Annotated in this window: 17 protein-coding genes; 15 read left to right on the top strand and 2 right to left on the bottom strand. The window is 50.5% G+C overall.

From position 1 onward, the window contains the following. The first annotated feature begins 31 nt into the window (after window positions 1-31). Window positions 32-433, top strand: a complete 402-nt coding sequence (locus tag B9Y58_RS08150) for an SPOR domain-containing protein (protein WP_073056245.1) — start codon at window positions 32-34, stop codon at window positions 431-433. Window positions 434-506: 73 nt separating this feature from the next. Here B9Y58_RS08150 and B9Y58_RS08145 read toward each other — a convergent pair whose 3' ends face one another. Further along, a complete protein-coding gene (locus B9Y58_RS08145) occupies window positions 507-4,610 on the bottom strand; it encodes a hypothetical protein (protein WP_073056246.1) in 4,104 nt (1,367 codons plus the stop codon). A gap of 69 nt (window positions 4,611-4,679) precedes the next feature. Continuing rightward, window positions 4,680-5,576: a glutamate--tRNA ligase family protein gene (locus B9Y58_RS08140; RefSeq protein ID WP_073056247.1), complete on the bottom strand. Its 897-nt coding sequence runs from the start codon at window positions 5,574-5,576 to the stop codon at window positions 4,680-4,682. A gap of 140 nt (window positions 5,577-5,716) precedes the next feature. Between B9Y58_RS08140 and B9Y58_RS08135 the strand changes: the two genes are divergently transcribed. The 14 genes from B9Y58_RS08135 (at window position 5,717) to B9Y58_RS08070 (ending at window position 22,961) form a co-directional block, all read left to right on the top strand. After that, window positions 5,717-7,264 carry a M16 family metallopeptidase gene (locus B9Y58_RS08135; RefSeq protein ID WP_233247917.1) on the top strand — a complete coding sequence of 516 codons (1,548 nt, stop codon included), beginning with the start codon at window positions 5,717-5,719 and terminating at the stop codon, window positions 7,262-7,264. Beyond that, window positions 7,264-8,298, top strand: coding sequence for a hypothetical protein (locus B9Y58_RS08130; protein WP_073056248.1), 1,035 nt, complete (start codon window positions 7,264-7,266; stop codon window positions 8,296-8,298). Before B9Y58_RS08135 ends, B9Y58_RS08130 begins: the two co-directional genes overlap by 1 nt. Beyond that, window positions 8,295-8,948, top strand: a complete 654-nt coding sequence (locus tag B9Y58_RS08125) for a TrmH family RNA methyltransferase (RefSeq protein WP_073056249.1) — start codon at window positions 8,295-8,297, stop codon at window positions 8,946-8,948. The genes B9Y58_RS08130 and B9Y58_RS08125 overlap by 4 nt, the downstream gene beginning before the upstream one ends. 84 nt (window positions 8,949-9,032) lie before the next feature. Continuing rightward, window positions 9,033-9,953 (top strand): MlaD family protein, encoded by a 921-nt coding sequence (locus B9Y58_RS08120; protein WP_073056250.1) that lies wholly within the window; start codon window positions 9,033-9,035, stop codon window positions 9,951-9,953. 8 nt (window positions 9,954-9,961) lie between these two features. Next, entirely contained in the window at window positions 9,962-10,234 is a 273-nt protein-coding gene (locus B9Y58_RS08115; RefSeq protein WP_072799748.1) for an HPr family phosphocarrier protein, read from the top strand. Then, entirely contained in the window at window positions 10,206-12,026 is a 1,821-nt protein-coding gene (gene ptsP / locus B9Y58_RS08110; protein WP_073056251.1) for a phosphoenolpyruvate--protein phosphotransferase, read from the top strand. Before B9Y58_RS08115 ends, ptsP begins: the two co-directional genes overlap by 29 nt. Before the next feature lie 16 nt (window positions 12,027-12,042). Continuing rightward, window positions 12,043-14,373 (top strand): lytic transglycosylase domain-containing protein, encoded by a 2,331-nt coding sequence (locus B9Y58_RS08105; protein WP_233247918.1) that lies wholly within the window; start codon window positions 12,043-12,045, stop codon window positions 14,371-14,373. A 3-nt stretch (window positions 14,374-14,376) separates the two neighbouring features. Beyond that, entirely contained in the window at window positions 14,377-15,222 is an 846-nt protein-coding gene (locus tag B9Y58_RS08100; protein WP_073056254.1) for an EamA family transporter, read from the top strand. Between the two features lie 134 nt (window positions 15,223-15,356). Continuing rightward, window positions 15,357-18,095, top strand: a complete 2,739-nt coding sequence (locus B9Y58_RS08095; protein ID WP_233247919.1) for a CotH kinase family protein — start codon at window positions 15,357-15,359, stop codon at window positions 18,093-18,095. A gap of 149 nt (window positions 18,096-18,244) precedes the next feature. Next, the gene (locus tag B9Y58_RS08090) at window positions 18,245-19,615 is read left to right on the top strand and encodes a nucleotide sugar dehydrogenase (RefSeq protein WP_073056258.1); all 1,371 of its coding nucleotides are present in this window, start codon (window positions 18,245-18,247) and stop codon (window positions 19,613-19,615) included. Window positions 19,616-19,621: 6 nt separating this feature from the next. Continuing rightward, on the top strand, window positions 19,622-20,731 hold the full coding sequence (locus tag B9Y58_RS08085; RefSeq protein ID WP_073056259.1) for a glycosyltransferase family 4 protein: 1,110 nt from the start codon (window positions 19,622-19,624) through the stop codon (window positions 20,729-20,731). 14 nt (window positions 20,732-20,745) lie between these two features. After that, entirely contained in the window at window positions 20,746-21,750 is a 1,005-nt protein-coding gene (locus B9Y58_RS08080; protein ID WP_072799731.1) for an acyltransferase family protein, read from the top strand. A 15-nt stretch (window positions 21,751-21,765) separates the two neighbouring features. Further along, complete coding sequence (locus tag B9Y58_RS08075; protein WP_073056261.1) at window positions 21,766-22,365, top strand: SGNH/GDSL hydrolase family protein; 600 nt, start codon at window positions 21,766-21,768, stop codon at window positions 22,363-22,365. Further along, window positions 22,362-22,961 carry a hypothetical protein gene (locus tag B9Y58_RS08070; RefSeq protein ID WP_073056263.1) on the top strand — a complete coding sequence of 200 codons (600 nt, stop codon included), beginning with the start codon at window positions 22,362-22,364 and terminating at the stop codon, window positions 22,959-22,961. Before B9Y58_RS08075 ends, B9Y58_RS08070 begins: the two co-directional genes overlap by 4 nt. The last annotated feature ends 12 nt before the right edge of the window (window positions 22,962-22,973 follow it).

Below are 22,973 nucleotides of genomic sequence, written 5' to 3'. Positions count from 1 at the left end.
CTTCACGGGAGCTTTTTGTTATATTTGACCTATGCGAAAGATTTTATTTGCCTTGTGCCTGAGCACCGTTGCCTTTGCCGCTGAACCGACCGATTTGGATTCCCTTTTCCGCGGCAGGGAATATAAGCCTGTTCTGAGCGCTTCTTTGCGCGACAGTTCCAAGAACGAATCGGCTGTGCCGAAGGCAGCCGCAAAGTCGTCCAAGTCTGACGGCTACTATATGCTCCAGTTTGAATCGGTGGCAGATTTCGATGCGGCCCAGCGTCGTCGTGCCCAGCTTTCTGCGAGCACCGGTTACTCTATTCAGGTGGTGTTCGATGCTCCCTTCTACAAGCTTCGTGGCGGCGGATGGGGCAGCAAGAAGGCGGCCGAAGACAAAGCCCGCGAGCTTTCCGCTTACAACATTACCGCTTTTGTCGTGAAGGTGAAATAAAAATGTGCTGTGTGAGATGTGGAATGTGAAATTATTCATTCCACATTTGCCGTTCCACGTTACACATCGTACGTTATTCTAACAGTCCCATGGCCTGCTTCAGGGCGTGCTCGTCCATACTCTGCGGCATGAGGGCGCGTTCTTCAGGTGCCACGTACGCAAGCTTGCGTTCAAAGTCCGGACGGTTCGAACGGTTGCGTGCGACCAAATCTTTGGCCTTGAGCGAATAGTAGAACGGTCCGGTCTTGATAAAGCGCTTCTTTTGCAAACCCTGGTGGATTGCTTCGGTCAGAACTTGCTGTAGCACAGGACCTGCCCTGTCTACATGGTGCAGTTCCAGAACGCGCTGCTTCAGGATTTCTTCGTGAATGGGCGCTTCACTGTCGACGTAGAACTTGAGCTGCGTGATAAGTGCGGCAATGGGGAGTTCTGCGATCGGCTTGTCGTGGGCGGTACCCTCGATTTTGGGGTGCTGCACCACATAGGGTTCCGTCATGGGCTGGGTGGCTGCATCAAATACATCGGAGCCGTCATCTTCGTCGGGTTCAGTCGTGGGCGGGGGAGCCACACTCTGCTCGATGGCGATAGTTGCAATCAGGTGGCCGACTTCATCTTGGTTAGACATGTACCAGAACGGCAGCCAAACGTTCATGACCTTCCAGCCGAATTGCTTCAAGATTAGCGGGCGGATGTAATCGCGGTCCTCGATAGAATCGCGGAAACGTTCCGTCGTGCAGTCGTCTTCGATGAGGGACAAGAAATGGGTGGGGTTGTTCGCATCGACCACGACCGGGCCCACGGGAATCCCGCCTTTGCAGGAGTATTCCTGCACGACGACATTTGCATCTTTAAGAACTTGGATGATTTCGTTACGGAGCGGAGATACCGCAGGTTCAATATCCACGACAGGGTCGTACTGTCTGGATTGCATGAAGTTGATCCATTCGCGGAAGAGCGAATTCTTTTGGGATGCAATCTTCGAAAGGTCTAGTTCGGTGGTAAAGGCGCGGAGTTCGCGCTTTGCGAGCGTTGTACAAACCGTGACCTTGTGGTCGGCGGCCAGTCCGCTGGCACCTTCGGCTTCGATACAGACAAGAATGGTGTCGCGGAATTGATCCACGGCCCTTTCGGGGGTTTTTACGAAATAGCGGATGTCTGCGTTGGGCCTTGCGAAGAAGGCTGCGGCTGCAGAACCTGCAATCAGCTTGGCCCGGATGCTGTCTTCGATTTCTTGACAGGTGGACTGGTGGAATGCGATGATTCCGAGAGTTCTTTCGGGGTGACGTTCTGCATGGCGTATAGCGGTAAGCGCAATCGCTTCAATCTTGTCGGGGACTTCCTTGATAGAAATGCCCTTGAAAATATCGTTGTTTGCAGGCGGGAATTGCTTGATTCCGTTGTTGTAAATTCGTTCGTTTGCAAAACTTACAATGGCGGGGTCGCTGTATTGTGCCGAGAACCAGAGTTCGCGGGTCGGTGCCCCCTGGCGAAGGGCTGCCGTGAGAATGCTTTCCTGGAAGAAGGGGCTGCGAGCAAAGGATTCTTCGTAGAAGGCGTCAATGGGCAGGTATTCGCGGCTCGGGTTACGGGGGTTGCCCACAAGAATGGTCTTGGGAGCGGCAAGTAAAATCGGCGTAGCTTCAGCAAGTGAAATCGCATCGGCATCGAGAATGATTGTGATGTCGAAGGATTGCTTGTCGGAGATGCGAAGTGCGTCGGCGATAGAAACTTCGGTTAGAACGCTCGGATCGCTATCGACGGCGTTGTGCAGTTCCTTGAAGTTCGCTCCCGAGAACTGGTCCAAGAGCGTGCGGTATTCCTTGCTCTTTTGGGCCTTTGTTTTAGGACTTTCCGAGAACAGGCTCGGGCAGGCTTTGGTCGCCGCCTGAATCTGGGCCCCGGTCCAATAGTGGGCGAGGGCGTTGCTGAAATCGGCATCTGCGTTATCGGGGTCCTTGAGGTATTCGACGAGGGCCATGCCGCAGTAGCTTTCCATTTTTTTGAAATGTGCTGCCAGTTGCAGATGAATATCGAAATGGTTCCAGTTGTCGCTCCAAGACTGGATCTGGCCGAGCCATTTGTCAATGCTCAGGCTTTCCAGCGGAGTTTCAAGCTGCATGTCCTTGTTGATTTGCTTGATGGACGTCTGGAGTTCGATGACGGAATTCCAAAGGTTTGACAATTCCGGTTGCAGTTCCTTGAAGTTGTGCCATTGCTCCAGCAACTGCAGGAGTAAGTCCAGCTTGGGATCGTCCTTGTGCTGTTCGCGGAAATTGTAAATGTATTGGATCTTCTGGTTCAGTTCGACCCAGTTAGAGCCTTCGAAATGCCAATCGCGTCCGAGCAGGTGGTTGCCGAGTACGGCGCTTTCTTTGTAAGACTTCTTGTTGGCCTGCAATTCCAATAGTGTGTCGATCAAGTCCAGGAGCTTGGCATCGGAGTCGACCGTCTTTGGTTTGCGGATTACTTGCAGCAAACGCTTACGGGAAGTTCGGTAACGTTCCGAAAGACCCTTGAGCGAAATATTTTGGCATTCGGCAAAGTCGTCGCGGGCATTCTGGATGTTTTCGTCGACAGCGTTGTCGGTGTAAATGTCGGAGGTCTGCCTGCGATACCGCACCCATTGGTCGCCTGCTTCGGGGAGGTGAGTCAGCGTGTCCTTGTAGGCGTTCCAGTTATGGCTACGCAGCTGCCAGTCCTCGAAAGTCGGCGTGTTTTCGTCAAAGTTGTCGCGCAGGAGTTCAAGGATATCCACCATTCCCGTCAGGAACATTCCGGTGGGGAAGAGGCCCGTTGATTCCATCTTCTTGATGACTGGTTCCAATTCCTTGGCGCGGTCTGCGGCGCAGCGGAGTTCTTCGGAAAGGATTTGTTGCTGTTCCGGGGACAGGTTTGCAACCTTGACTCCCTGGAAAGCCTTGCGGGCGTTGACTCCCTTTTTGTCGAAGTACAATTCGAACAGGGTCTGGATGTCTTTCTTGAGTTCCTGATAGCCGTTGAAATCAAGCTGGTTGATTCCGCGGAAAATACGGTCGGGGAATTTCTTCTTAGGAGGTTTGACATCCTTGAATTCGCGCAACAAGTCCGCCAGTACGACGTTAGTGGGCGGAATGGGCTTGTTGACGGCGTCGTAGTATTCCAGGAAGCTGTTCCGCATGGTGCGGATTTTCTGTTCCAGTTCGCTACGGTTAGAGTCCGGGAAACTGCGGAAGGGCGGGCGCCATGCGTTATGGAAGTTTCGTTTGCTGACGGCACGCTTGTGGACCACCAACACCTTTTTGCCCTGGGCCACTTGGTCTGCTACAATGTTTGCGGCCACCTTCATTTTCTCGGTGCCGGGGAGGGCCTGAATGGCGTAGGCGCAGGCGCTTTCGTTTTCGGCATCCACCGTCACCTTGTTGGTGTGGGAATCGGTAGTGTATAGGAAGTGGTGGTCGGCTGGGGAGAACACCTTGTCAAAGTCTTTTTCTTCGAACAGGGATTCCTGGGTCTGGAAACCGTCCTCGTGGAGGAGGGATGTCAGAATCGGATTGCCGGCGATTGCTTTTTCCGAAAAGCCCTGGTCGTAGCGCTTCTTGAGATTCAGCAGGTTGGAATTGAAGAATCCGAGACAAACCCCATGACGGGTAAAGCGCCAGTTGCGTTCGCCTGCAATAGCTTTTTCAAATTGTGAAAAATAGAGGAGCAGGCTGAACTTGCCGTTGATGGTTGCGTCTTCGGCGGAGGGGAGTGCGATGGAGTCCTTGAGACGTTCGCGCAGAATCACGTTTTCGATGGGTTGACGGGCCGAAATGGAAACCGTATTCTTGGTCGCGTCGAAATCCAGCGGAACCAGAAGGCTCGGGGCTAGGGCGTTGCCATCCCACTTTAAAAAGCCAAGAAGCAAGTAAAGGTCTGTTTCACCATAGTCGTCAAGTTTATGACGTAAAACCGCCGTAATGGAGTCCAGGGCGGTTATCTTTTGCTGTGCGGTAAAATTCTGGGAAACCTGGAAAAAGGATTCCAGGGGAAGGGGCCCATGAGCCTGCAACCACTTTTCGTAGAAAAGGTCTCCTGCTTCGGTAATCAAAGGGGACTGTAAGTCGTTTTTGGTCGAAAAGCAGAGTAAACGGTCTTTGGAATCAAAGAGGGCGGCTTCTTGCCGAATTTTGGCGACAATAGCAGAAGGTGAAGACATACCTTGAATATACCTAATTTATTGCCGGTTGCGAAATTAGGGCTTTAAAAAGGAGTGTAAAAGACGTGTTTAAAGCCGCTTTGAAACGATTGTAATCGCTTGTTCTAACGGTGTGGGGGTGTTGTTTGGTAAAAATCCTGCTTTGTACAGGATTTGCCCGAGGATTTCCGGCGGTGTCTTGCCTGCATCTTTGTCTTGGCGGAGGCTATAGGCATGCTCGCGCTTGGAAAGTTTTTTCCCACAGGAATCTACGATGAGGGGGTGGTGCAAATACAGCGGGCGCCTGTACGGAGGAATATGAAGGTCCGGTTCGCTCTGGCAAACATTGGCTATGAGTTCTGAAAGGGCGATTTGGCGGGCGGTAGAATTGCGGATATCTTCGCCGCGGACAATGTGGGTGATACCTTCGGTAAGGTCGTCAATGCAGACGGCGAATTGATAGGTCCAAAACCCGTCGCGGTCACGGATCGGGAAATCGCCGCATTGTTTTTTGGGGGCTTCGCTAAAGTTGCCGAGCCGCTCATCGCGCCAGTTGATTACTTTGTCTGGAATGACGATGCGCAGACTATGCGGCTTACAACAGGGCAACACTTGCGTGCGGCATTTGCCTTGGTAAATCACCTCTCCGGTTTCGCTGATGGGATTCTCGGATTGCAGTTGCTTGCGGCTACAGGTGCAGGGGTAAACGAGTCCTTTGTCGGTAAGTTTGTCGAGGATTTTCTGAAAGAAATCGAAATGGGAACTTTGGATGCTTTCGCTGTCGTATTCGAAGCCGAGCCAGGCGAGGTCTTCGCGGATGCCGTCGATGTATTCCTTGCGGGCGCGACCTTGGTCGTGGTCCTCGATGCGCAGGTGTATTTTGAGATTCCATTTTTGGGCGGCGGCCCACACGTAAAGAGCGGAGAGCAGATGCCCTTCGTGTAAAAAGCCTGTGGGGCTCGGTGCAAAACGGATAATGCCTGGCATGTGGCGAAAGATAGAAAAGAATTACGCTTCAAGAGCTTTTTTTTAGAGCTACACGGTTGGTTGAATATTTATTTTTTTATCAGAAATGCCGTTAGGCATTTCGAATCTGTGTGGTTTTATATGCTGATTTACTATCTTTCATGATGATGAACTTTGATTTGAAAGATTTCTTTTTGACGGCTGCCTCGGCGCTCACTTTGGTTGCTTGTTCTGGTTCGCCGGAACTCCAAACGGAGCCTGTACCGGCAACTGTGCAAGCCGATACGGTGGTAACCCCTGCCGTTGAAAAAAAGGCTGAGCCTGCAGTTCCTGCAAGCTATAAAGATATTCAGTTCCCGGAATACAAGTACGTAGCGCCTTACCCCAAGGATTACCGAGTTGAAATCGCACCGGGTATCGCAGGCTATATCGTGAGTGACCGAAGCCTTCCGCTGGTGAATTTTTCGGTCTATTTTGAACAGCCCCGAGCTCCGTTGGCGCTTAAGGACGAAGCGGCTACATCTATGATGGGAGGCTTGTTGCGTCGTGGTGGCGGTGGTGGAATTTCGGCCAAGGCTTTGGACGATTCCTTGGAATTTATCAGTGCCGGAATTTCGTCTTCGGTGGGAACTTTTACGGCGTCTTTCGATATTGACTGTTTGTCCAAGGATTTCCCGAATATGTTGGCTCTTTCGAAGCAGGTGCTGACGGCTCCCGCCTTTGACAAGGATCAGTTTGAAATTATGCGTGCGAATTTCCTGACCGCCTATGACCGCCGTTATGATACTCCGGCGAAGGTGCTGTCGGCGCTTCGTTCCAAGGTGAATTATGCTCCGAACCCGAGACTGTGGGACGCCAATGCTGCCGACTACAAAAAGGTGAAGGTGGCTGATCTTAAGCGTATGGCCCAGGGTGTGTTCGCCAACGGCCGTATCTTGTTTGCTCTTTCGGGTGACGTGGATAAGGATTCTGCAGTCGTGATGCTCAAGGAATTCTTTGAAAGCTGGAATGCCGCCGTTGCAAAGAACGTAAAGAAAGAGGCGAAGAATCCCTTTCAGGAACCGACTCCGCTTTCGTTCTTGAGAAAGCCCGGAATCTACGTGGTGGATAAGGACATTACGCAGGCCAATATTTCTATGAACCAGCCCTTTGTGAAAAGACCCCATGCCGACTATTATCCGGCTGCGGTGGCAAACTTTATTTTGGGTGGAGGCAGCTTTACGAGCCGCCTGATGAATCGCGTCCGTAGCGACGAAGGCCTTGCTTACAGCGTGTACAGTTCGGTGGGTAACGACTACCGCGACACGGCCATGGTGACTATTGCCTTGCAGACCAAGGTGGAATCGGTGGAATTCGCCCTGAAGCTCATTCGCGAAGTGGTGAATGAATTCGCTGAGCAGGGCCCGACCGAAGAAGAACTCGCCCAGGCCAAAAAGTCGCTGATCGAAAGCTTGCCGAGTCTGTTCGATAGCCCCGAGGCGACTGCGGTTATTTTCGCACGGGGTGAACTGGTCGGTAAGACTTACGACCACTACTTGGATTACGTGAAGGAAATTAATGCAGTCACTGCCGACCAGGTGAAGGCGATGGTCAAAAAGTATTTTGACATGGACAAAATGACCACTTCTATTGTTGCCCCTGTTTCGAAGCTTGATGCGATTAAGCCTTTTACAGTAATTCCACAGGATAGTCTGGAGTTTAGGGATTAATGAAGATTCTTGCATACATAGCGAAGTCCTTGGCTGTAGCCCTGCTGTGCGGGGTGTGCGCCTTTGCGGCTGAAGGACCTGCGACAGATACGCTCGCTCGTCACAAATTGCTTAAACAGTTGCAAAACGAAGACGACTTGCGTTCGCTATGCTCTGGACTCAAAAAGTGCATGGATATGGATTTTCCGGGGTGCTCTGTGGGTGACAAACATCCTTGGCCTAAAGTAAAGTATGATGGCGAATTTTGCAAGCCTTTCAAGGAACTTGCAAATCGCGGCTACAAGGCGGTTCCCGGTGCTCCCATGGTTCCCGAGATTTATGCTAGGCTCGGTCGACAGTATCGTGTGGAGTACGTTTACGAGGGAAAGCTTCCGTTGAACGAAAACGTAATCAAGTACTTGTTTGACAACATGCCGTTTACGGCGCTGTTGATTAACGCTTACTTGGACGAAAACTATACGCTCGAATACACACATCCGAATAGGCGCTTCTTTAACGGTAGTAACGGACGTAGCCTTTCGGGCGAATTCTATTGGGCTCTGCAGGATAGTGCTGGCCAAAAGCTAGGCATGCGCGATGTGTTCTTTGGATATGGACATGCCAAGATTTTGCGCTGGGCTCTTCATGGAACGGCTGTTGCCTACTTGGACATGGATCCTATTCCTGGCAACCAGATTAAGTACAAGTTAACCGCAATTGTGTTCCCTGGCAATTCCGTGCTCAACAACATTATGCAAATGAAGGTGTTCCGGAGCGTGGTGAATACGAAGATTGAACACATCGTCAATGACATCAAGAAGGCGGCCGGTATGTATTTTGGCGGCAACAAGGAGCCTATGCTCAAGAGTGCCCAGCTGAAATCTGCCGACAATGTTCAGTATGTACTTGATTTTGAAGAAGTGGTGAACGGTGCCCACTGGGAACTCGGTGATTTTGAACGCCTGCAGAAGGCTCGTAACCAAAAGCGTGAGCAGGACATGCAGGCGGTTCCTATCATGGTGAAAGATATTCAGGCTATCAAGGAAAAGAAATGACGAACGAAACTCTTGAATCCCTTTTGGAACGTGTGACGGAACGCCGTCGCGAACTTTTGACGTCTGTCGTGGATCGCCGTACTAGGCATTTTTGCATGGTGCTTGAAGACTTGTTCGACCCTCACAATATTTCGGCCGTGATTCGTACTGCCGAAGTGTTCGGACTCCAGGACGTCCACATTATCGAAGAAGATAACGCCTACAGCGTGAACAAGTCCATTCTGAAGGGATCTTACAAGTGGATGAGTCTGTACCTTTACAAGAAGCGTATGCTTTGCATGGAAAAGCTCCGTGCCAAGGGTTACAAGATTGCCGTGGCCAGCACAAACACCACCAATTCTGTTCTGGATTTGGATCTGAGCCAACCGACCGCGTTCTATTTGGGAAGTGAATTCCATGGGAACCACCCTGATACCTTGGCCCACGCCGATTACGAATTCAAACTGCCCCAGTACGGTATTACCGAATCGATGAACGTGTCGGTGGCCGGCGGCGTTTTGATGACCTATTTGGACGTGTACATGCAGAAAATGGGCCGCGAAAAGTTCTTGCTCAAGAAGGAAGAACGCGATGCCTTGCTTTTGGATTGGCTCGATCGCCATGTGAACGGCATCGAAAATAACAGTCCGATCGTACGAATCGACGAGTAGCCCCCTTAAATCTGGCCTTAAAAGCTCTCTTTCGGAGAGCTTTTTTCTGTATTGTATACAAAAATATGCTAGATTAAGTTTCAAATGAAAAAGTATTCGGCTCTTTATTTTTCAGTTGGCTTGGTGGTCATCCTAGCCCTGATTATTCTTGTTTTTGGAATATTCTTCTTAAATGAGAAGGACCCCCGCGAAACCTTTAATACCTACTACCTGCGATTCACCCAGGTGAGTACTCTGGTGCTCGATGACCCCGTGAAGGTGAATGGCGTGAAGCTCGGTAAGGTCGAGTCTATCGACTTGGCTGGCCACCGCGTGGTGGTGACCATCAGGCTCCGCACCGACGTGAAAATCCCGAAGGATTCCGAAATCCGCGTGCAAAACATCGGTATCATGGGCGAACGCCAGATTGGCATGATCCTGGGTGATTCGGCGAGCTACTTTGCTCCGGGTGATACCATTACGGGTCAGTTCGATGCCGGTATTGCTGAGGCTCTTGGTCTTGTGGGCGAGGTTTGCGACTCGACGAAGGTGCTTTTGGAATCAGTGAAGCAGGCCTTGAACCAGACGATTGTGAACCCGGAATTCCAGGAACGTTTCAAGACGCTGCTTGTGAAGGCCGAAACGCTGGAAGACCGCGTGCTGGTGATGCTGAATACTGCCGACCCGCAGCTTAGGAAGAGCCTTGAAGGCTTGAACCGGGTGACGGTGAAGGTGAATGACCTGATTGATGGCGTTAAGCCGCCTATTGACAATATGTTTGCAAATACCGAAAAGGTGATGGGTAACGCCGACAAGTTGCTGGGCGAACTGGAACAGGTGACTAGCCATTTGGACGAACTCGTCGTGAAGGTCCAGAAGAAGATCGAATCTAAGGACAACACGGTGGGTATTTTGCTGAACGACCGTACATTGCATGACGACTTGGTCAAGACGGTTCATTCGGCGGACAGCTTGGTGCGCATTATCTTACAAGATGGTCTAGACATCAACGTGGATTTTTTCTGAGGAAAACAATGATCGAAAAAACATTGGTGGTAACCAACAAGTTAGGGATACACGCTAGACCTGCCGGGATGATAGTGGACATTACCGGCCAGGCCAAGAGTGACATATTCATTGTGTTCGAAGGCTCCAAGGCTAATGCCAAGAGCATCCTGAACGTGATGATGCTTGCTATTCCTGCAGGATCCGAAGTCAAGTTTGAAATTGATGGCGAAGACGAAGAACAGGTCGCTTCGCAGTTGGAAAGTCTGTTTAATGACCACTTCAACGAAGAACCCTGCTAAGAAGCCGGAACTCACCCGAACAGTCTTAAAGGGTGTTCCTGCATCCCCGGGCTTTGCCATGGGGTGCGTTTTCCCGGTGACAAACCGGAAAATTTCGGTGGTAGAAGAGACTCTCCCCGAAAGCCGTCTAGCTGACGAAGAACAGCTTTTCTTGAAAGCGGTTCATAAGACGACTAAGGAAGTTTCGCAGATTAAGGAAATTTCCGAAGGTCGCACAGGGATGAAGGACAGCCTTATCTTTGCGACTCATTTGATGATTTTGCAGGACCCCACTCTGATTAACGGGGTGCTAGACAAAATCCGCAAGGAACGCAAGAATGCCCGTTGGGCGGTGCATGTGGTTCTTGGCGCCTTCATTGACAAGTTTGAACAGATCGATTCGCCGGCCATGCGCGACAAGGCGGCTGATTTGAGGGACGTGTACAACCGCTTGATGGCAGCCATGGAAGACTCCGGACCGGTGCTTGAGGATGTAGCTACCGAAGAAGGTGTCGTGCTGGTTGGCCACGAACTGTTGCCCAGTCTGTTGATGTCCATTAAGCCTGGCCAGGTGGCGGGGCTTGCCATGGATACCGGTGGCCGTACTAGCCATGTGGCTATCTTGGCGCGTTCGCTCCAGATTCCGTTGGTGTCTGGTTTGAGAAATTTTGCAGCCCTCGTCAAAGTGGGCGATACGGTCATTATTGATGGCTCGAGTGGTCAGGTTGTAATCAACCCGAACCAGGAAGACATCAAGGATTTCTACAAGCGTCAGGAAATCTTTGAAAGGCAACGCCGTGAATTGTTCACGATGCGCCAGCTGGAACCGATGACCCGCGACGGCAAGTACATTACTTTGCACGCCAATATTGAACTCCCGTCGGAATCGGAAAAGGTGACCGACTTCGGTGCGACGGGTATCGGTCTATACCGTTCTGAATTTTTGTTCTTGCGCAACGAGGCTCCCACGCAAGATGAACAGCGCGATGCTTACCGCTACATTCTTGAAACCATGCACCCGTGCCCGGTGACAATCCGTACCTTGGATGCCGGTGGCGACAAGTTGGTGAGTGGTATTACGGCGGTGAATGAATCGAACCCGTTCATGGGGTGGCGCTCCATTCGCGTGTGCTTGGACCGCGAAGATATTTTCTGCACGCAGCTCAAGGCTCTGTTGTTGGCCAACACTAAAGAAAACTTGCGTCTTTTGCTGCCTATGATTTCTAGCATGACGGAATTCCGTCGTGCAAAGGCTTGCATTGTCAAGTGCCGTAAGGAACTGGAAGCGGCGGGCAAGAAAGTCGCGAAGGTGAAAATCGGCGTGATGATCGAAGTGCCTGCTGCGGTGATGATTGTGGATAAGCTCGCTAAGGAAGTGGATTTCTTTAGCATTGGTACGAACGACCTGGTGCAATTTACTCTTGCCGTGGACCGTACCAACGAATTGATTACGGATATGTTCCAGCCTCATCATCCGGCTGTACTTAGCATGATTTACCAGACGGTTCAAGCGGCACACCGCGAAGGGATCCCTGTGGCGGTTTGCGGTGAAATGAGTGCGGACCCGTTGAGTGTGTTGTTGCTGGTGGGCCTTGGTGTCGACGAACTTTCGATGACTCCGTGGAGCGTGATGTCTACCAAGAAAATCATCCGTTCAATAAACTTTGAAGATGTGCGCGATTCTGCACTGACGGTCTTGCAGATGGATGATGCCGACAGCGTGAATACATTTATGCACAACAAATATGCTCAGACGATTCGCGACTTGGGCATATCGAGCTTTGTTGGTCAAGTTGATAGCAGCAAGAAATAAAAATCAAGAATAAGAAATGAGAAAATTAATTGTATTGGTGGTTGTGTTCTGCGCAGGGGTTATGGCGCAGGTGAAGGATTCTGCTCAACCGGGGCCGCTTCCGATGCAGGCGACAGACAGCTTGATTGCTTCGATGCCTTTGACACCTCCGGATCCGTATGAGCGTTTGGAACAAGTTCCTCCTTCGCAGTTCCAAGATGTGGTGGTGCGTTACGACCGTCTGAAGGCTTTGAGCGTAGACCAGTCGCAACCCAAGAACGTGCGTGACTTTGCCCGTGCGGCTCAGTTCTTTTACAAGGAACAGTGGGACAGCGCCTACTTTGCCTACGATTCCCTGCGCGGTCGCGACGCCTTGTTGGATGGCTCCGTGATTTTGCGAATGGCCAAGTGCCTGTTCAAGCTGCGTGACTACAAGAATATGCGCGTGGTGCTGGGACTGTACAAGAATCTGGACCAGGATGCTTCTTTTGACCGCGTTGCATCCAGGTTACGCATTGAGGCGGCGATGGCTGACTCTACGTTGAGTGACCGCGCCCATGCGGATTCGTTGAAGGTTTTCGTGGAAAAGTACCCGAAGTCCGACGATGCGGCGGCTTTGCGTTATCGCTATGCCCAGTATCTGGAACAGTTCAAGCAGATGAAAGAGGCAAAGCGAATTTACCTGAGGCTCCTGACGAGTGCCTCTAACTACAAGGATTCCGCTTTTGCCGCAATCCGCAGGCTTCGCAAAGTGCGTGGCGCTCCCGAGACTTTGGAAGAAAAGGTGGCTTATGCCAGGATGGCTTGCGCCAAAGATAATGCCAACGAATGCCTGACTCTGTTGGATTCTATCAACATTCTGGATTCCATGCTAGTTTCCCTTTCGCCGGAAGCGGCGCTCCCGCCGCCGGAAGATTCCTTGCAGAAAAAGCTCCCGCCGAGTTCGTTGGATATGGCGACTCGCATTATGCTGTGGGAAAAACGTGCGGTGACGTTGCGTACGCTTAAGCGCGAAGACGAATCCATTAAGCAGTTCAAGTTCCTGCTAGAATCCGTAGAGCCGCGCGCCTTGTGGATGCAGTCCATTTTGCGCCTTTACCGTAACAATGCCGGCCGCTACGAAAAAGAAATCCGCAAGATGGATGCCGCCTTGCAAGACGCTAACCAGTTCAGCAAGGAAAACGCGAACAATTTGTGGGTGAAGGGCTTCGAATACGAACAGAAGGAACAGTACGATAGCGCCATTGTCTGCTACAAGACGCTTTCGCACAAACGCTTTAAGAATAATATCAAGCGCCAGTGGGCCAAGTTCCGTATTGGCTTTGTGTACTTCAAACAGGAAAAGTGGAATGAAGCGATTCCGGCGCTAATCGATGCGACTAAGGAACCGTTCCTGTGGAGCGGAAGCGGCGCTCGCATGTTCTTGGGTGATGCCTACATGAAAGTCGGGAAGGATTCCTTGGCCCGCGAAGCTTACCTCGACTGTATTCGCGATTTTCCGCTTGCATACTACGCTCACCGCAGCCGCATGAAGTTGGTGGAATACAAGCTGATGGCAGAAAAGGATGTGCCGTATGCACACGGCGTTCGTATGGCTCCGGAACAGACGCTTGCCTGGGTGCGTGCCTCGCAGAAGGTGGGCAAGCCCGATACGACTTACAACCCGGAACGTTACAACCGCATTCGCACACTGTTCCAGTACGGCTTTAGCGATCAGGCCTTCGCCCTTTACGACGAAGCCCGCAAGAAGAACGCGAAACGTCTGGATTTCTTGTACGAATACGGCAAACTCTTCTACGAAATGGGCGAAACCGCTGCCGGGTATCGCCTCGCTCGTCAGTTCCAGAACAATATCGATCGACGTCGCCTGATGGCGCCGCCCATCGATGTGCTGCATTACCTGTTCCCTGTTCCGTATATGGACCAGGTGAAGTTCCATTCGGGTGAACGCATCGATCCGTTCTTTGTATACAGCGTGATGCGCCAGGAATCGATTTTCAACTTTGAAATCATGTCGCCGGCGGGAGCTTGCGGACTTTTGCAGATTATGCCTGCAACAGGCAAGATGCTCGCCGAAAAAGAAAGCATCCCGAATTTTGAGCCGCGTCAGCTGTTTAATGCCTACATGAACATTCGCCTGGGAATCCGCTACTTGGTTGACTTGAAGGCCGAATACAATGACGACTACATGTATGTGCTGGGGAACTACAATGCAGGTCCCAAGCCCACCAAACGCTGGCAGGCGGCCGGTGAAGGCAAGTCCTGGGATATCCGCGCCGAAGACATTAGCTACTGGGAAACCCGCGACTACGTAAAGCGCGTCATGGGGAATTATTGGATCTACCAGGAAATCTACGACGGACTTTAATCGATGCTTTTTCTGCTGTTGACAATCGGACCGGCGTTCCTTTTTGCCTGCGGAAACATTCTCGAAAAATCGGGCGTGTCTACTGTTGGCAAGCGTACGGGCGGCACTTCGAAACCATGGGAATTTTTTAAGGGCGTTATCACCAACAAGTTCTGGTGGCTTGGTATTTGCTGCTCGGGACTTGCCACGCTCGGCTATTACATCGCCATGGCGCAGTACGACTTGAGCCAGGTGCAGCCGATGATGGTCTTGAATCCGGTGCTTACCGCCCTGATGGGCTTTTGCATTTTGAAGGAGGCCTTGACCAAGCGGATTGTGATTGCGATTTGCTTTGTGGTGGCGGGACTTTTGTACTCCGTCGAAAACTTGGGTGAATCGACCGCGGTACAGAACATTGGCATGCTTTGGGCATATGCCGGCGGTCTCTCTGCTGTGACACTGGTAGCCCACTTGTGGGTCAAGGACCGTGAAATGGTCGACTCCCTGATTATGGGCGTGGGCTTTGGACTCTCGGCCGCATTCTATAAGAGCCTCGCGATGGATTTTGACTTGGACCATATTGAGCTTTCATCGGTGGCGTACCTCTTGATGGATTTTAGGACGCTGGGCTATATTGTCACTTACGGCATCGCTTTCTTGTATTCGCAGGTCTCGTTCTCTCGCGGTCGAGCCTTGTTCATTATTCCGTTCAGTGCGGCGGTGGGTGCTGCGGTGCCGACTCTTGCCGGTGCTTTGGTGTTTTCTGAAATGTTCCCTGTGGGTAAGGTCATCTCGGTGAGCCTCGTGCTGATTGGCGCCTGCCTCTTTATTGTGCGTCGCCCCAGAAGAAAGAATAAGAAACCGGTTTAAGAAAATCTTACTAATTGCCAATTGTCGACCTTTTAGTATATATTTAATACATGGTGTATTGGCGTTTTCTTTCGTCTCAAGTCTGTAGGGCTGTTGGTCCGTTCTCTTGTTTTTTATTGTTATTGGCAGGAGTCTTGGCTTGTTCTGATTCGAATAGCCAATCGACGAAGGTGGAACCGATTTCCGGAGATGAAGTTCCTCAAGATACCTCTAAGGTGGATTCTCAAAAAACGCTTCCGTTTGTCGGCGGTGCGGTCATGTTTACCGAAGTGGACCCCATCAATATCGTCTATGAAGACCATGAGGGAAACGATGCTGGTTGGGTGGAGTTTTTTAATACCTCGGCTGATACGGTAGATTTGTCAGGGATGTATTTGACCGATTCGCAGGCGGATCCTTTCAAGTGGAAATTTGGCAATGCAAAAATTGCACCGAATGCATTCTTGCTGGTGTTCATGTCGGGCAAGAATTATCCGGATTATGTACTGGCTCATGATTCGTTAGATATGATTGGACCGGGGTGTTGGACATGGACGGATTCGCAGAATGACCCTGCCGGAGAAAGCTATGCAGACCCTTTGCCGGACCGGAATAAAAATTGCTTCAAGGAAGAGGGCGAGCGTCGTTTTGGCGCCGTGATGAGGCTTGGCGAAAATGAGGAACTGGGCTGGTCGTCTATCGCTGTATTTGTAGGCACGGGAAATTCGGACAAGGACGATGTACTTGATATTTCGGCGACAAACGAAATCTTGATGCAGGCTTACATTACCAAGGACCGCAAGGTATCTTTCAGGCTCACGCAGCCCGATGTCGATGACTGGAAGGGCTATGAAATCGTATTTACGGGAACGGGCGATTCTTCGACGGTGTACCGTGCCCCTTTACCGATGGGAACAACATTCCCGGACCTTCAAAATATTTACGGTACTCGAATGAGCCCGGAAGCGAACGAGTCTCAAGAAGTGGCTGTCAAGGTTTTCAGCTACATTGCTCGCAACCGCGGGCATGAACCGCACGCTTCGTTCAAGTTGAACAAGTCGGGCGGGCACCTGTATTTGGTGAATGCGGATACAGCGATTGTAGACTCTGTCGCCTACCCGAAAATGCCTGTGGGAAAAACGTGGAATTATGGAACGCTTCTGGATGGTATGCCTGGCTTTGGATTCGGCGAGGCTTCGCCTTATGGCCTTGTAACGCAATCGGTGGTGCCGTTGCGATCGCCGGCGCTCGATACTTTGACGGAAATTCCTCCCTCTGGTTTTTACGATAAGCCCTTTGCGATTTCGTTCCCGGAAAATGCGGCGGTTCGTTGTGAAACGGGTGGCATTGCACCTACAGCAGAATCCACTATCGCAACGGCGTTGACGGTTGAATCGACAATGACGGTTCGCTGCGCTTCTTTTGTGACGGGGGCGCTCGCCGGCGAAGAAACAAATCGCACTTATGTGTTCGAAAGTGCGCCTGCTGTACCGGCGGTATTCTTGACGGCAGATCCGAATTCCTTATTTGATCCGGATTCGGGAATCTACATGGAAGGCCATTTTGCGCAGAGCAAGGAGCCGCATTACGGCGCGAATTATTGGCTTGACAAGGAAGTTCCCGTTACGGTGGAATTCATGGAACCGGGCGTGAATGCGCCTGTATTTGCGAAACGTGCGGGCCTCAAGATTTTTGGAAATTACAGCCGCCAAAACGACAAGAAGTCGGTGGCGATTACATTCCGTGAAAAGTATGGTGACAGTCGTTTAAAGTATGCCTTGTTCCCTGAATTTCCGGAGTTGAACAGATTCAAGGTATTTTTGCTTCGCAACAACGGTAGCAACTTTGGAAACGATTACATTCGCGACAGGCTCGCAAGTTCGGTGAGCGAGGGGCTAGGGGTGGACTATCAGCGCGGCCGTTTTGCGGTGGTGTATTACAATGGCGAATACTACGGCATCCATAGCATCCGCGAACGTTCGACGGAATATTACTTCGAGACGCATTACGGCCTCGATCCTGAAAAAATTGACTTGCTGAAGGCGGACAATTCTGTCTCTGCGGGTTCTGCAACAGATTATGTGGCCCTGATGGATTGGCTTGAATATCACACTCTAGAAAACGAAGAAAACTTTGCTTATGTGGAATCGCAAATCGACGTGGATAATTTTATCAATTACATGCATACCGAAATATTTGCCAACAATCGCGATTGGCCTGGCAACAACCTGAAAAAATGGCGTGGTACGAGTCCCCAAACGAAATGGAAATGGTTCTTGTACGATCTTGATTTCGGATACGGGAATTCCTATAGCGAATACACGAACAACATTTTTGAGTTTGCGACTGCCGAAGATGGGCCTTCTTGGCCCAATGGCCCCGAATTCACGCTTTTGCTCCGTCGGATGTTGGAAAACGATGGTTTCAAGGCTGCGTTTATCAATCGAATGGCCGCCTTGCTGAAAATGAACTTTGAAAGTTCCCGGGTGTTGGAGCGAATCGACAAAATGATGTCTGAAATCGAATCGGAGATTCCTCGCGACCAAAAGCGTTGGAACTTGAGTGCATCGAGAATGACGAAGCAGTTGAATGACATCAAGGACTTTGCGGAAGAACGTCCCGGCGTTATTTACAGCGAACTGCAGGAATTCTTTGGCCTTGGCCATGCAGCTCCCGTAACGTTGTCTGTAAACGGCTCGGGTGCCATTCTGGTTCACGGCTTGAAGCTGGATGCTAGTCCCATGACCATCAATTTCTTTGAAGGGTTCCCCGTGACGGTCACTGCAGTGGCAAATGCCGGCAGCATTTGGTCTGGATGGAGCGACGGAGTGATGGAGATGACCCGTACGGTTGTCCCGGGCGAAATTGAATCGCTCACCGCCGTTTTCAAGTGAGTTTCTTTAACTTGTTTTTACAAAAAATCCCCTGCGAACGCCCCGTGAACGGAAAGTTGCTTTATATCGCTTGCGGATATACCCAATAAAGCTTTCTTTAGTTATAATCAAGGTCAGAAAGGCGGTAATTTTTTAAATTTGGGCACATTATGAGTTACAATACCAAGATTCTTTGCATTGGCGCGGGCTATGTCGGTGGCCCCACTATGACTGTTATCGCCGACAAGTGCCCCGATGTGAAAGTGACTGTGGTCGATATCAACCAGGCCCGTATCGATGCCTGGAACAGCGACAACCTCCCGATTTTTGAACCCGGCCTCGATGACGTGGTGAAGCGTGCCCGCGGCCGTAACCTCTTCTTTAGCACCGATATTCCCTCTGCGATCAAGGAAGCGGACATTATCTTTGTTTCCGTGAATACCCCGACGAAGACGTTTGGCCACGGTGCCGGCAAGGCTTCTGACTTGCAGTACTGGGAAAAGACGGCTCGCAATATTTTGGAAATTGCCGACGAAGGCAAAATTATCGTGGAAAAGTCCACGCTTCCGGTGCGTACCGCTGCCGCCATGGAACGAATCCTGAATTCTAACGACAAGGGCCTGCACTTTGAAGTGCTCAGCAACCCGGAATTCCTGGCCGAAGGAACCGCCATTAACGACCTTTTTGAACCGGACCGCGTGCTGATCGGTAGCCACCAGACGGAATCGGGCCTTGCCGCCTGCCAGAAGCTGGTTGACGTTTATGCCCACTGGGTGCCGCGCGACCGAATCCTCACGACGAATCTTTGGAGCTCTGAACTCACGAAACTTACCGCTAACGCCTTCTTGGCGCAGCGTATCAGCTCTATCAACTCCATTAGTGCCCTCTGCGAAAAGACCGGTGCTGACGTGGATGAAGTTGCCTACGTGATGGGCAAGGACCGCCGTATCGGTCCCAAGTTCCTGAAGGCCTCTATCGGCTTTGGCGGATCTTGCTTTAAGAAAGATATTTTGAACCTCGTGTACCTGTGTGGCTATTATGGACTCCCCGAAGTGGCCGCCTACTGGGAATCGGTGGTTAAGATTAATGAATGGCAGACCCACCGCGTGGTGGACCGCATGCTTGAGACCATGTTCAACACCATTGCTAGCAAGAAAATCGCCGTGTTCGGTTTCGCCTTCAAGGCAAATACAGGTGACACCCGCGAAAGCCCTGCAAATTTGGTGGTTCGTGATTTGCTCGCCGAACATGCACTGCCGGTCGTTACCGACCCGAAGGCTATTCCTGATGCCAAGCGCGACTTGAAGGATGTGATTGACCAGGTCCAGTTTGAAGAAGACCCGTACAAGGCCGCCGAAGGCGCACACGCCGTGGTGGTTTGCACCGAATGGAAGTGCTTTGCTGAACTGGATTGGAACCGCATTTACAAGGGTATGGCTAAGCCAGCCTTCGTATTCGACGGTCGTAACATCCTGGATGCGGAAGCCCTTCGTAAGATCGGTTTCGAAGTATCAAGTATTGGTAAGGGGAAGGCGGAGTAAGTCACCTTGAAAATTGCTGTTTTAGGTACACGCGGAATTCCTGATATTATGGGTGGAATTGAAACCCATTGTCAGGAATTGTATCCGCGTATTGTGGACCGTGGGGCCATGGTTGTCATTTTCGCAAGAAAGGCCTACACTCCTCAAAAGACGCCTTACAGATATAAGCGTGTGCAGGTTGTTCCTGTTTATGCTCCCAAGATTGCGGGGCTAGAAACATTCGTCCACACGTTTAGGTGCCTTTATAAGGTCTTGGCATGGAAACCGGACATTGTCCATTTGCATGCGATTGGCCCTTCCTTTGTAGCGCCCATATTCAGGCTTGCCGGTTTGAAGGTGGTCTATACCCATCATGGTCAGGACTACAACCGCGCCAAGTGGGGCTGGTTTGCGAAGGCGGTTCTTAGAATTAGCGAATTCGTGGGAACGAAATTCTCTAATCGCGTGATTGTAATTTCGGATTTGCTGGAAGAGTGGCTCAAGAAGAAATTCCACTGTAAAACAACGGTCCGCATCAACAACGGCGTGACCTTGTTGTCTGCCCTTCCTGAAGAAACGAAAAAGAAATGGCTTGGCAAGTATGGGCTCGAAGGAACACGCTACATTTTTGCACTGGGTAGATTCGTCAAGGAAAAGGGGTTCCACGACTTGATTGCAGCCTACAAGAAGGCGAGCCTTGTCGATGTGAAACTCGTGATTGCCGGTGCGGCTGATTTTGAATCAGACTATGCGGCCAAGATGAAGAACGACGCTGCGGAAGTCGGGGCTATCCTTCCTGGCTTTATTCACGGCGAAGAACTGCAGGTCCTTTTTGAAAATGCGTCCCTGTTTGTGATTCCGAGTTACCATGAGGGGCTGCCGATCGCATTGCTCGAGGCTCTTGGCTACAACAGGAACGTCGTGGCGAGCGATATCCCGGCGAACATGGAAGTTCCGCTACCTGAAGAGTGCTTCTATGAACTGGGTGACGTCGACGAACTTGCCGACAAGATGACGATGTTTATGGAAAGCCCCGTACAAAGGGATTTCAGGCATATTGTTGAATACCATTACGATTGGGACAAGATAGCTGACCAGACGATGGATCTGTACAAGAGTCTCGTCAGGAAGAAGTAGGCTGACTTCTGGTTATGAATCGGTTTGATTCGCTTGATTGCTTAAGGGCTTTTGCTGTAATTGGTGTCGTCATTTGTCACGTTCTTTCGAACGCGGACTTGAACTTGCCTGAAAATTTCTTCTTCCAGAAGTTTCTCCCATTTGGGTCGGAATATGTTTTCCTGTTCATGATGCTCAGTGCGTTTTCGATGTGCTGCGCCTATTATCAAAAATTCAAAGACCGTCAAGTTGATTTAAATACTTTTTATAAGAGGCGTTACCTTCGGATATGGCCTTTCTTTGCATTGATGGTTCTGATTGATGTTGCCTTGGGCTTTTCAAAGGAATCTCTTATCGAGGCCTTTGCGGACTTGACGCTCTTTTTTGGCTTTTTGCCGAATCCGGACATCCATGTGATTGGGGTGGGGTGGTTCCTCGGACTGATTTTTGTTTTCTATGCAATATTTCCCTTTTTCGTATTCCTGATGGATAACAAGAAAAGGGCGTGGTTTGTTCTTGCCTTGTCGATTGCGATGATGTATTTTGCGTCGTCGTATTTCTCGAGGCCCGAATTAGTCGTGCGTTCCGTGAGCAAGTGGAGTATTCTGTTCTGCATGCCCATGTTTGTTAGTGGCGGCATCATTTATCTTTATATTGACAAAATCAAGAAGATTCCTGTTTTGTGGGCGCTTGCGATTGCGGTTTTGACCACGGCCCTGTTTTTTATTCTGGGAAAGGATCTTTTTGTATTTAAGATGCTCGTGTTCGTTTCGTGGATTATCTTTGCCATTGCAGACAGCTTGCGTCCGGCCAAATGGACCCTGATGAGAAACAAGTATGTTGCCTTTTTGAGCGGAGTCTCGATGGAAGTGTATCTGTGTCACATGATGTTCTTCAGGGCCATTGAAAAAGCTCATGTTTTGGAACCCATTTCTTCGGGAATTGCGCGATTCCTAGTTTGCTTGGTACTGACTTTGGCGGGGGCCATTGCGTTTTCCTTTGCCGTCAAGAAAACAATCTTCCGTGGCATTCATCGATAACGGATTTTTCTTGAGATGAAACGGCTCTTGCTGTCATTTCTTTTGGCGATCGTGTTTAGTGACTGTGCCTTTGAAAAAGGCGAAGATGAGCTGTGCTTTGTGGGGGATTCCATTACGTACTTGTGGGATGTTGAATACTATTTCCCCAATTACATAGTCCATAAGCACGCGGTTAGCGGTGCGGGGCTGAAACAGATGGATACTTGGAATGTGTCCGATTGCAAAGGACGTACGACAGTCCTTCTAATCGGAACCAATGATATAGGCTACTGGAAAACAACGACTAAAAACATTGAATTTTTGCGTGAAGATTACAAGGACAGGTTTATCAAGAGTGCAAAACGAATTGGGGCGGACCTACTAATCGTCCTGTCCGTTTTGCCGAGGAATTTCATGGGGGACGAAGATCCTTCTGTAAACGAAAACATCGAAATTCAAAATGGCCTGCTTCGCGATGCCCTAAAAAAAGAAATTCCTGGTAGCCGGTTTATCGATGTGTTTGATTTATTCCTGGATGACGATTTCGAAATTCGCGAGGATCTGTTTAAGGATGGACTGCATCCGAATGATGAAGGCTATGAAATCTTGTCTCGCCAAATACAGAGGGCCTTATGAGAAAGGTAATCTTGCTTGCTTTGCTGCTTTGTACTGTGAATTTGTTTGCAAAAGAATCGTTCTCTTACCTGATGGGAATGCGGAATAACCGTTATGTGTTTGCGGGAATGGAGTATGCGGCGCGTTTTGGAGTTGCAGTCGAAAATTCGGTTTTTACTCAGGGAACCGAAAAACAGTATGTACGCGTGTTGCCTTATTACCGCTGGAATTTAGGTGAGGGATTAGTGGGAAGCTACGCCCTGTATGCAGGGATGCGCTATGACCGAGACTATTACGATATGGGGGCTCGTCTGGATGTCCTTTGGCAGCATTACCGCTACTTGCAGGTAGGAGGAACGCTGATGCCTTTTTACGACAGTTCTTTGAAGGGCTTGGTCGGGTATCAGGCTTATGCGCAGACTTTTCCGCTGAAAGAAATTGGCGTGTTTGCGGGAGCGAAGAACCTGCCCGATTTTAGGAATGTGGAACGGCGCTTTATGGGCGGGCTCGTTTTTGAATCGGGAAACCTGTGCGTTCGCCCGGAAGTATCAGTTCCGATGAACGGGGGGACGCATTTGTCGCGGGTGTCGCTATTTTTTGTTTACCGGTCCCCCTGAAAGTCCTGCTGA

The organism is Fibrobacter sp. UWB15, assembly GCF_900177705.1.
Classification (GTDB): domain Bacteria; phylum Fibrobacterota; class Fibrobacteria; order Fibrobacterales; family Fibrobacteraceae; genus Fibrobacter.
The sequence above is the reverse complement of the archived record's forward strand: the minus strand, read 5'-3'. Positions and strand labels throughout refer to the sequence as shown.

What these genes read in the sequence shown, in the direction of transcription:
- B9Y58_RS08150 (WP_073056245.1), top strand. Translation starts at nt 32, where the DNA reads ATGCGAAAGATTTTATTTGCCTTGTGCCTGAGCACCGTTGCCTTTGCC.
- B9Y58_RS08145 (WP_073056246.1), bottom strand. Translation starts at nt 4,610, where the DNA reads ATGTCTTCACCTTCTGCTATTGTCGCCAAAATTCGGCAAGAAGCCGCC.
- B9Y58_RS08140 (WP_073056247.1), bottom strand. Translation starts at nt 5,576, where the DNA reads ATGCCAGGCATTATCCGTTTTGCACCGAGCCCCACAGGCTTTTTACAC.
- B9Y58_RS08135 (WP_233247917.1), top strand. Translation starts at nt 5,717, where the DNA reads ATGATGATGAACTTTGATTTGAAAGATTTCTTTTTGACGGCTGCCTCG.
- B9Y58_RS08130 (WP_073056248.1), top strand. Translation starts at nt 7,264, where the DNA reads ATGAAGATTCTTGCATACATAGCGAAGTCCTTGGCTGTAGCCCTGCTG.
- B9Y58_RS08125 (WP_073056249.1), top strand. Translation starts at nt 8,295, where the DNA reads ATGACGAACGAAACTCTTGAATCCCTTTTGGAACGTGTGACGGAACGC.
- B9Y58_RS08120 (WP_073056250.1), top strand. Translation starts at nt 9,033, where the DNA reads ATGAAAAAGTATTCGGCTCTTTATTTTTCAGTTGGCTTGGTGGTCATC.
- B9Y58_RS08115 (WP_072799748.1), top strand. Translation starts at nt 9,962, where the DNA reads ATGATCGAAAAAACATTGGTGGTAACCAACAAGTTAGGGATACACGCT.
- ptsP (WP_073056251.1), top strand. Translation starts at nt 10,206, where the DNA reads ATGACCACTTCAACGAAGAACCCTGCTAAGAAGCCGGAACTCACCCGA.
- B9Y58_RS08105 (WP_233247918.1), top strand. Translation starts at nt 12,043, where the DNA reads ATGAGAAAATTAATTGTATTGGTGGTTGTGTTCTGCGCAGGGGTTATG.
- B9Y58_RS08100 (WP_073056254.1), top strand. Translation starts at nt 14,377, where the DNA reads ATGCTTTTTCTGCTGTTGACAATCGGACCGGCGTTCCTTTTTGCCTGC.
- B9Y58_RS08090 (WP_073056258.1), top strand. Translation starts at nt 18,245, where the DNA reads ATGAGTTACAATACCAAGATTCTTTGCATTGGCGCGGGCTATGTCGGT.
- B9Y58_RS08080 (WP_072799731.1), top strand. Translation starts at nt 20,746, where the DNA reads ATGAATCGGTTTGATTCGCTTGATTGCTTAAGGGCTTTTGCTGTAATT.
- B9Y58_RS08075 (WP_073056261.1), top strand. Translation starts at nt 21,766, where the DNA reads ATGAAACGGCTCTTGCTGTCATTTCTTTTGGCGATCGTGTTTAGTGAC.
- B9Y58_RS08070 (WP_073056263.1), top strand. Translation starts at nt 22,362, where the DNA reads ATGAGAAAGGTAATCTTGCTTGCTTTGCTGCTTTGTACTGTGAATTTG.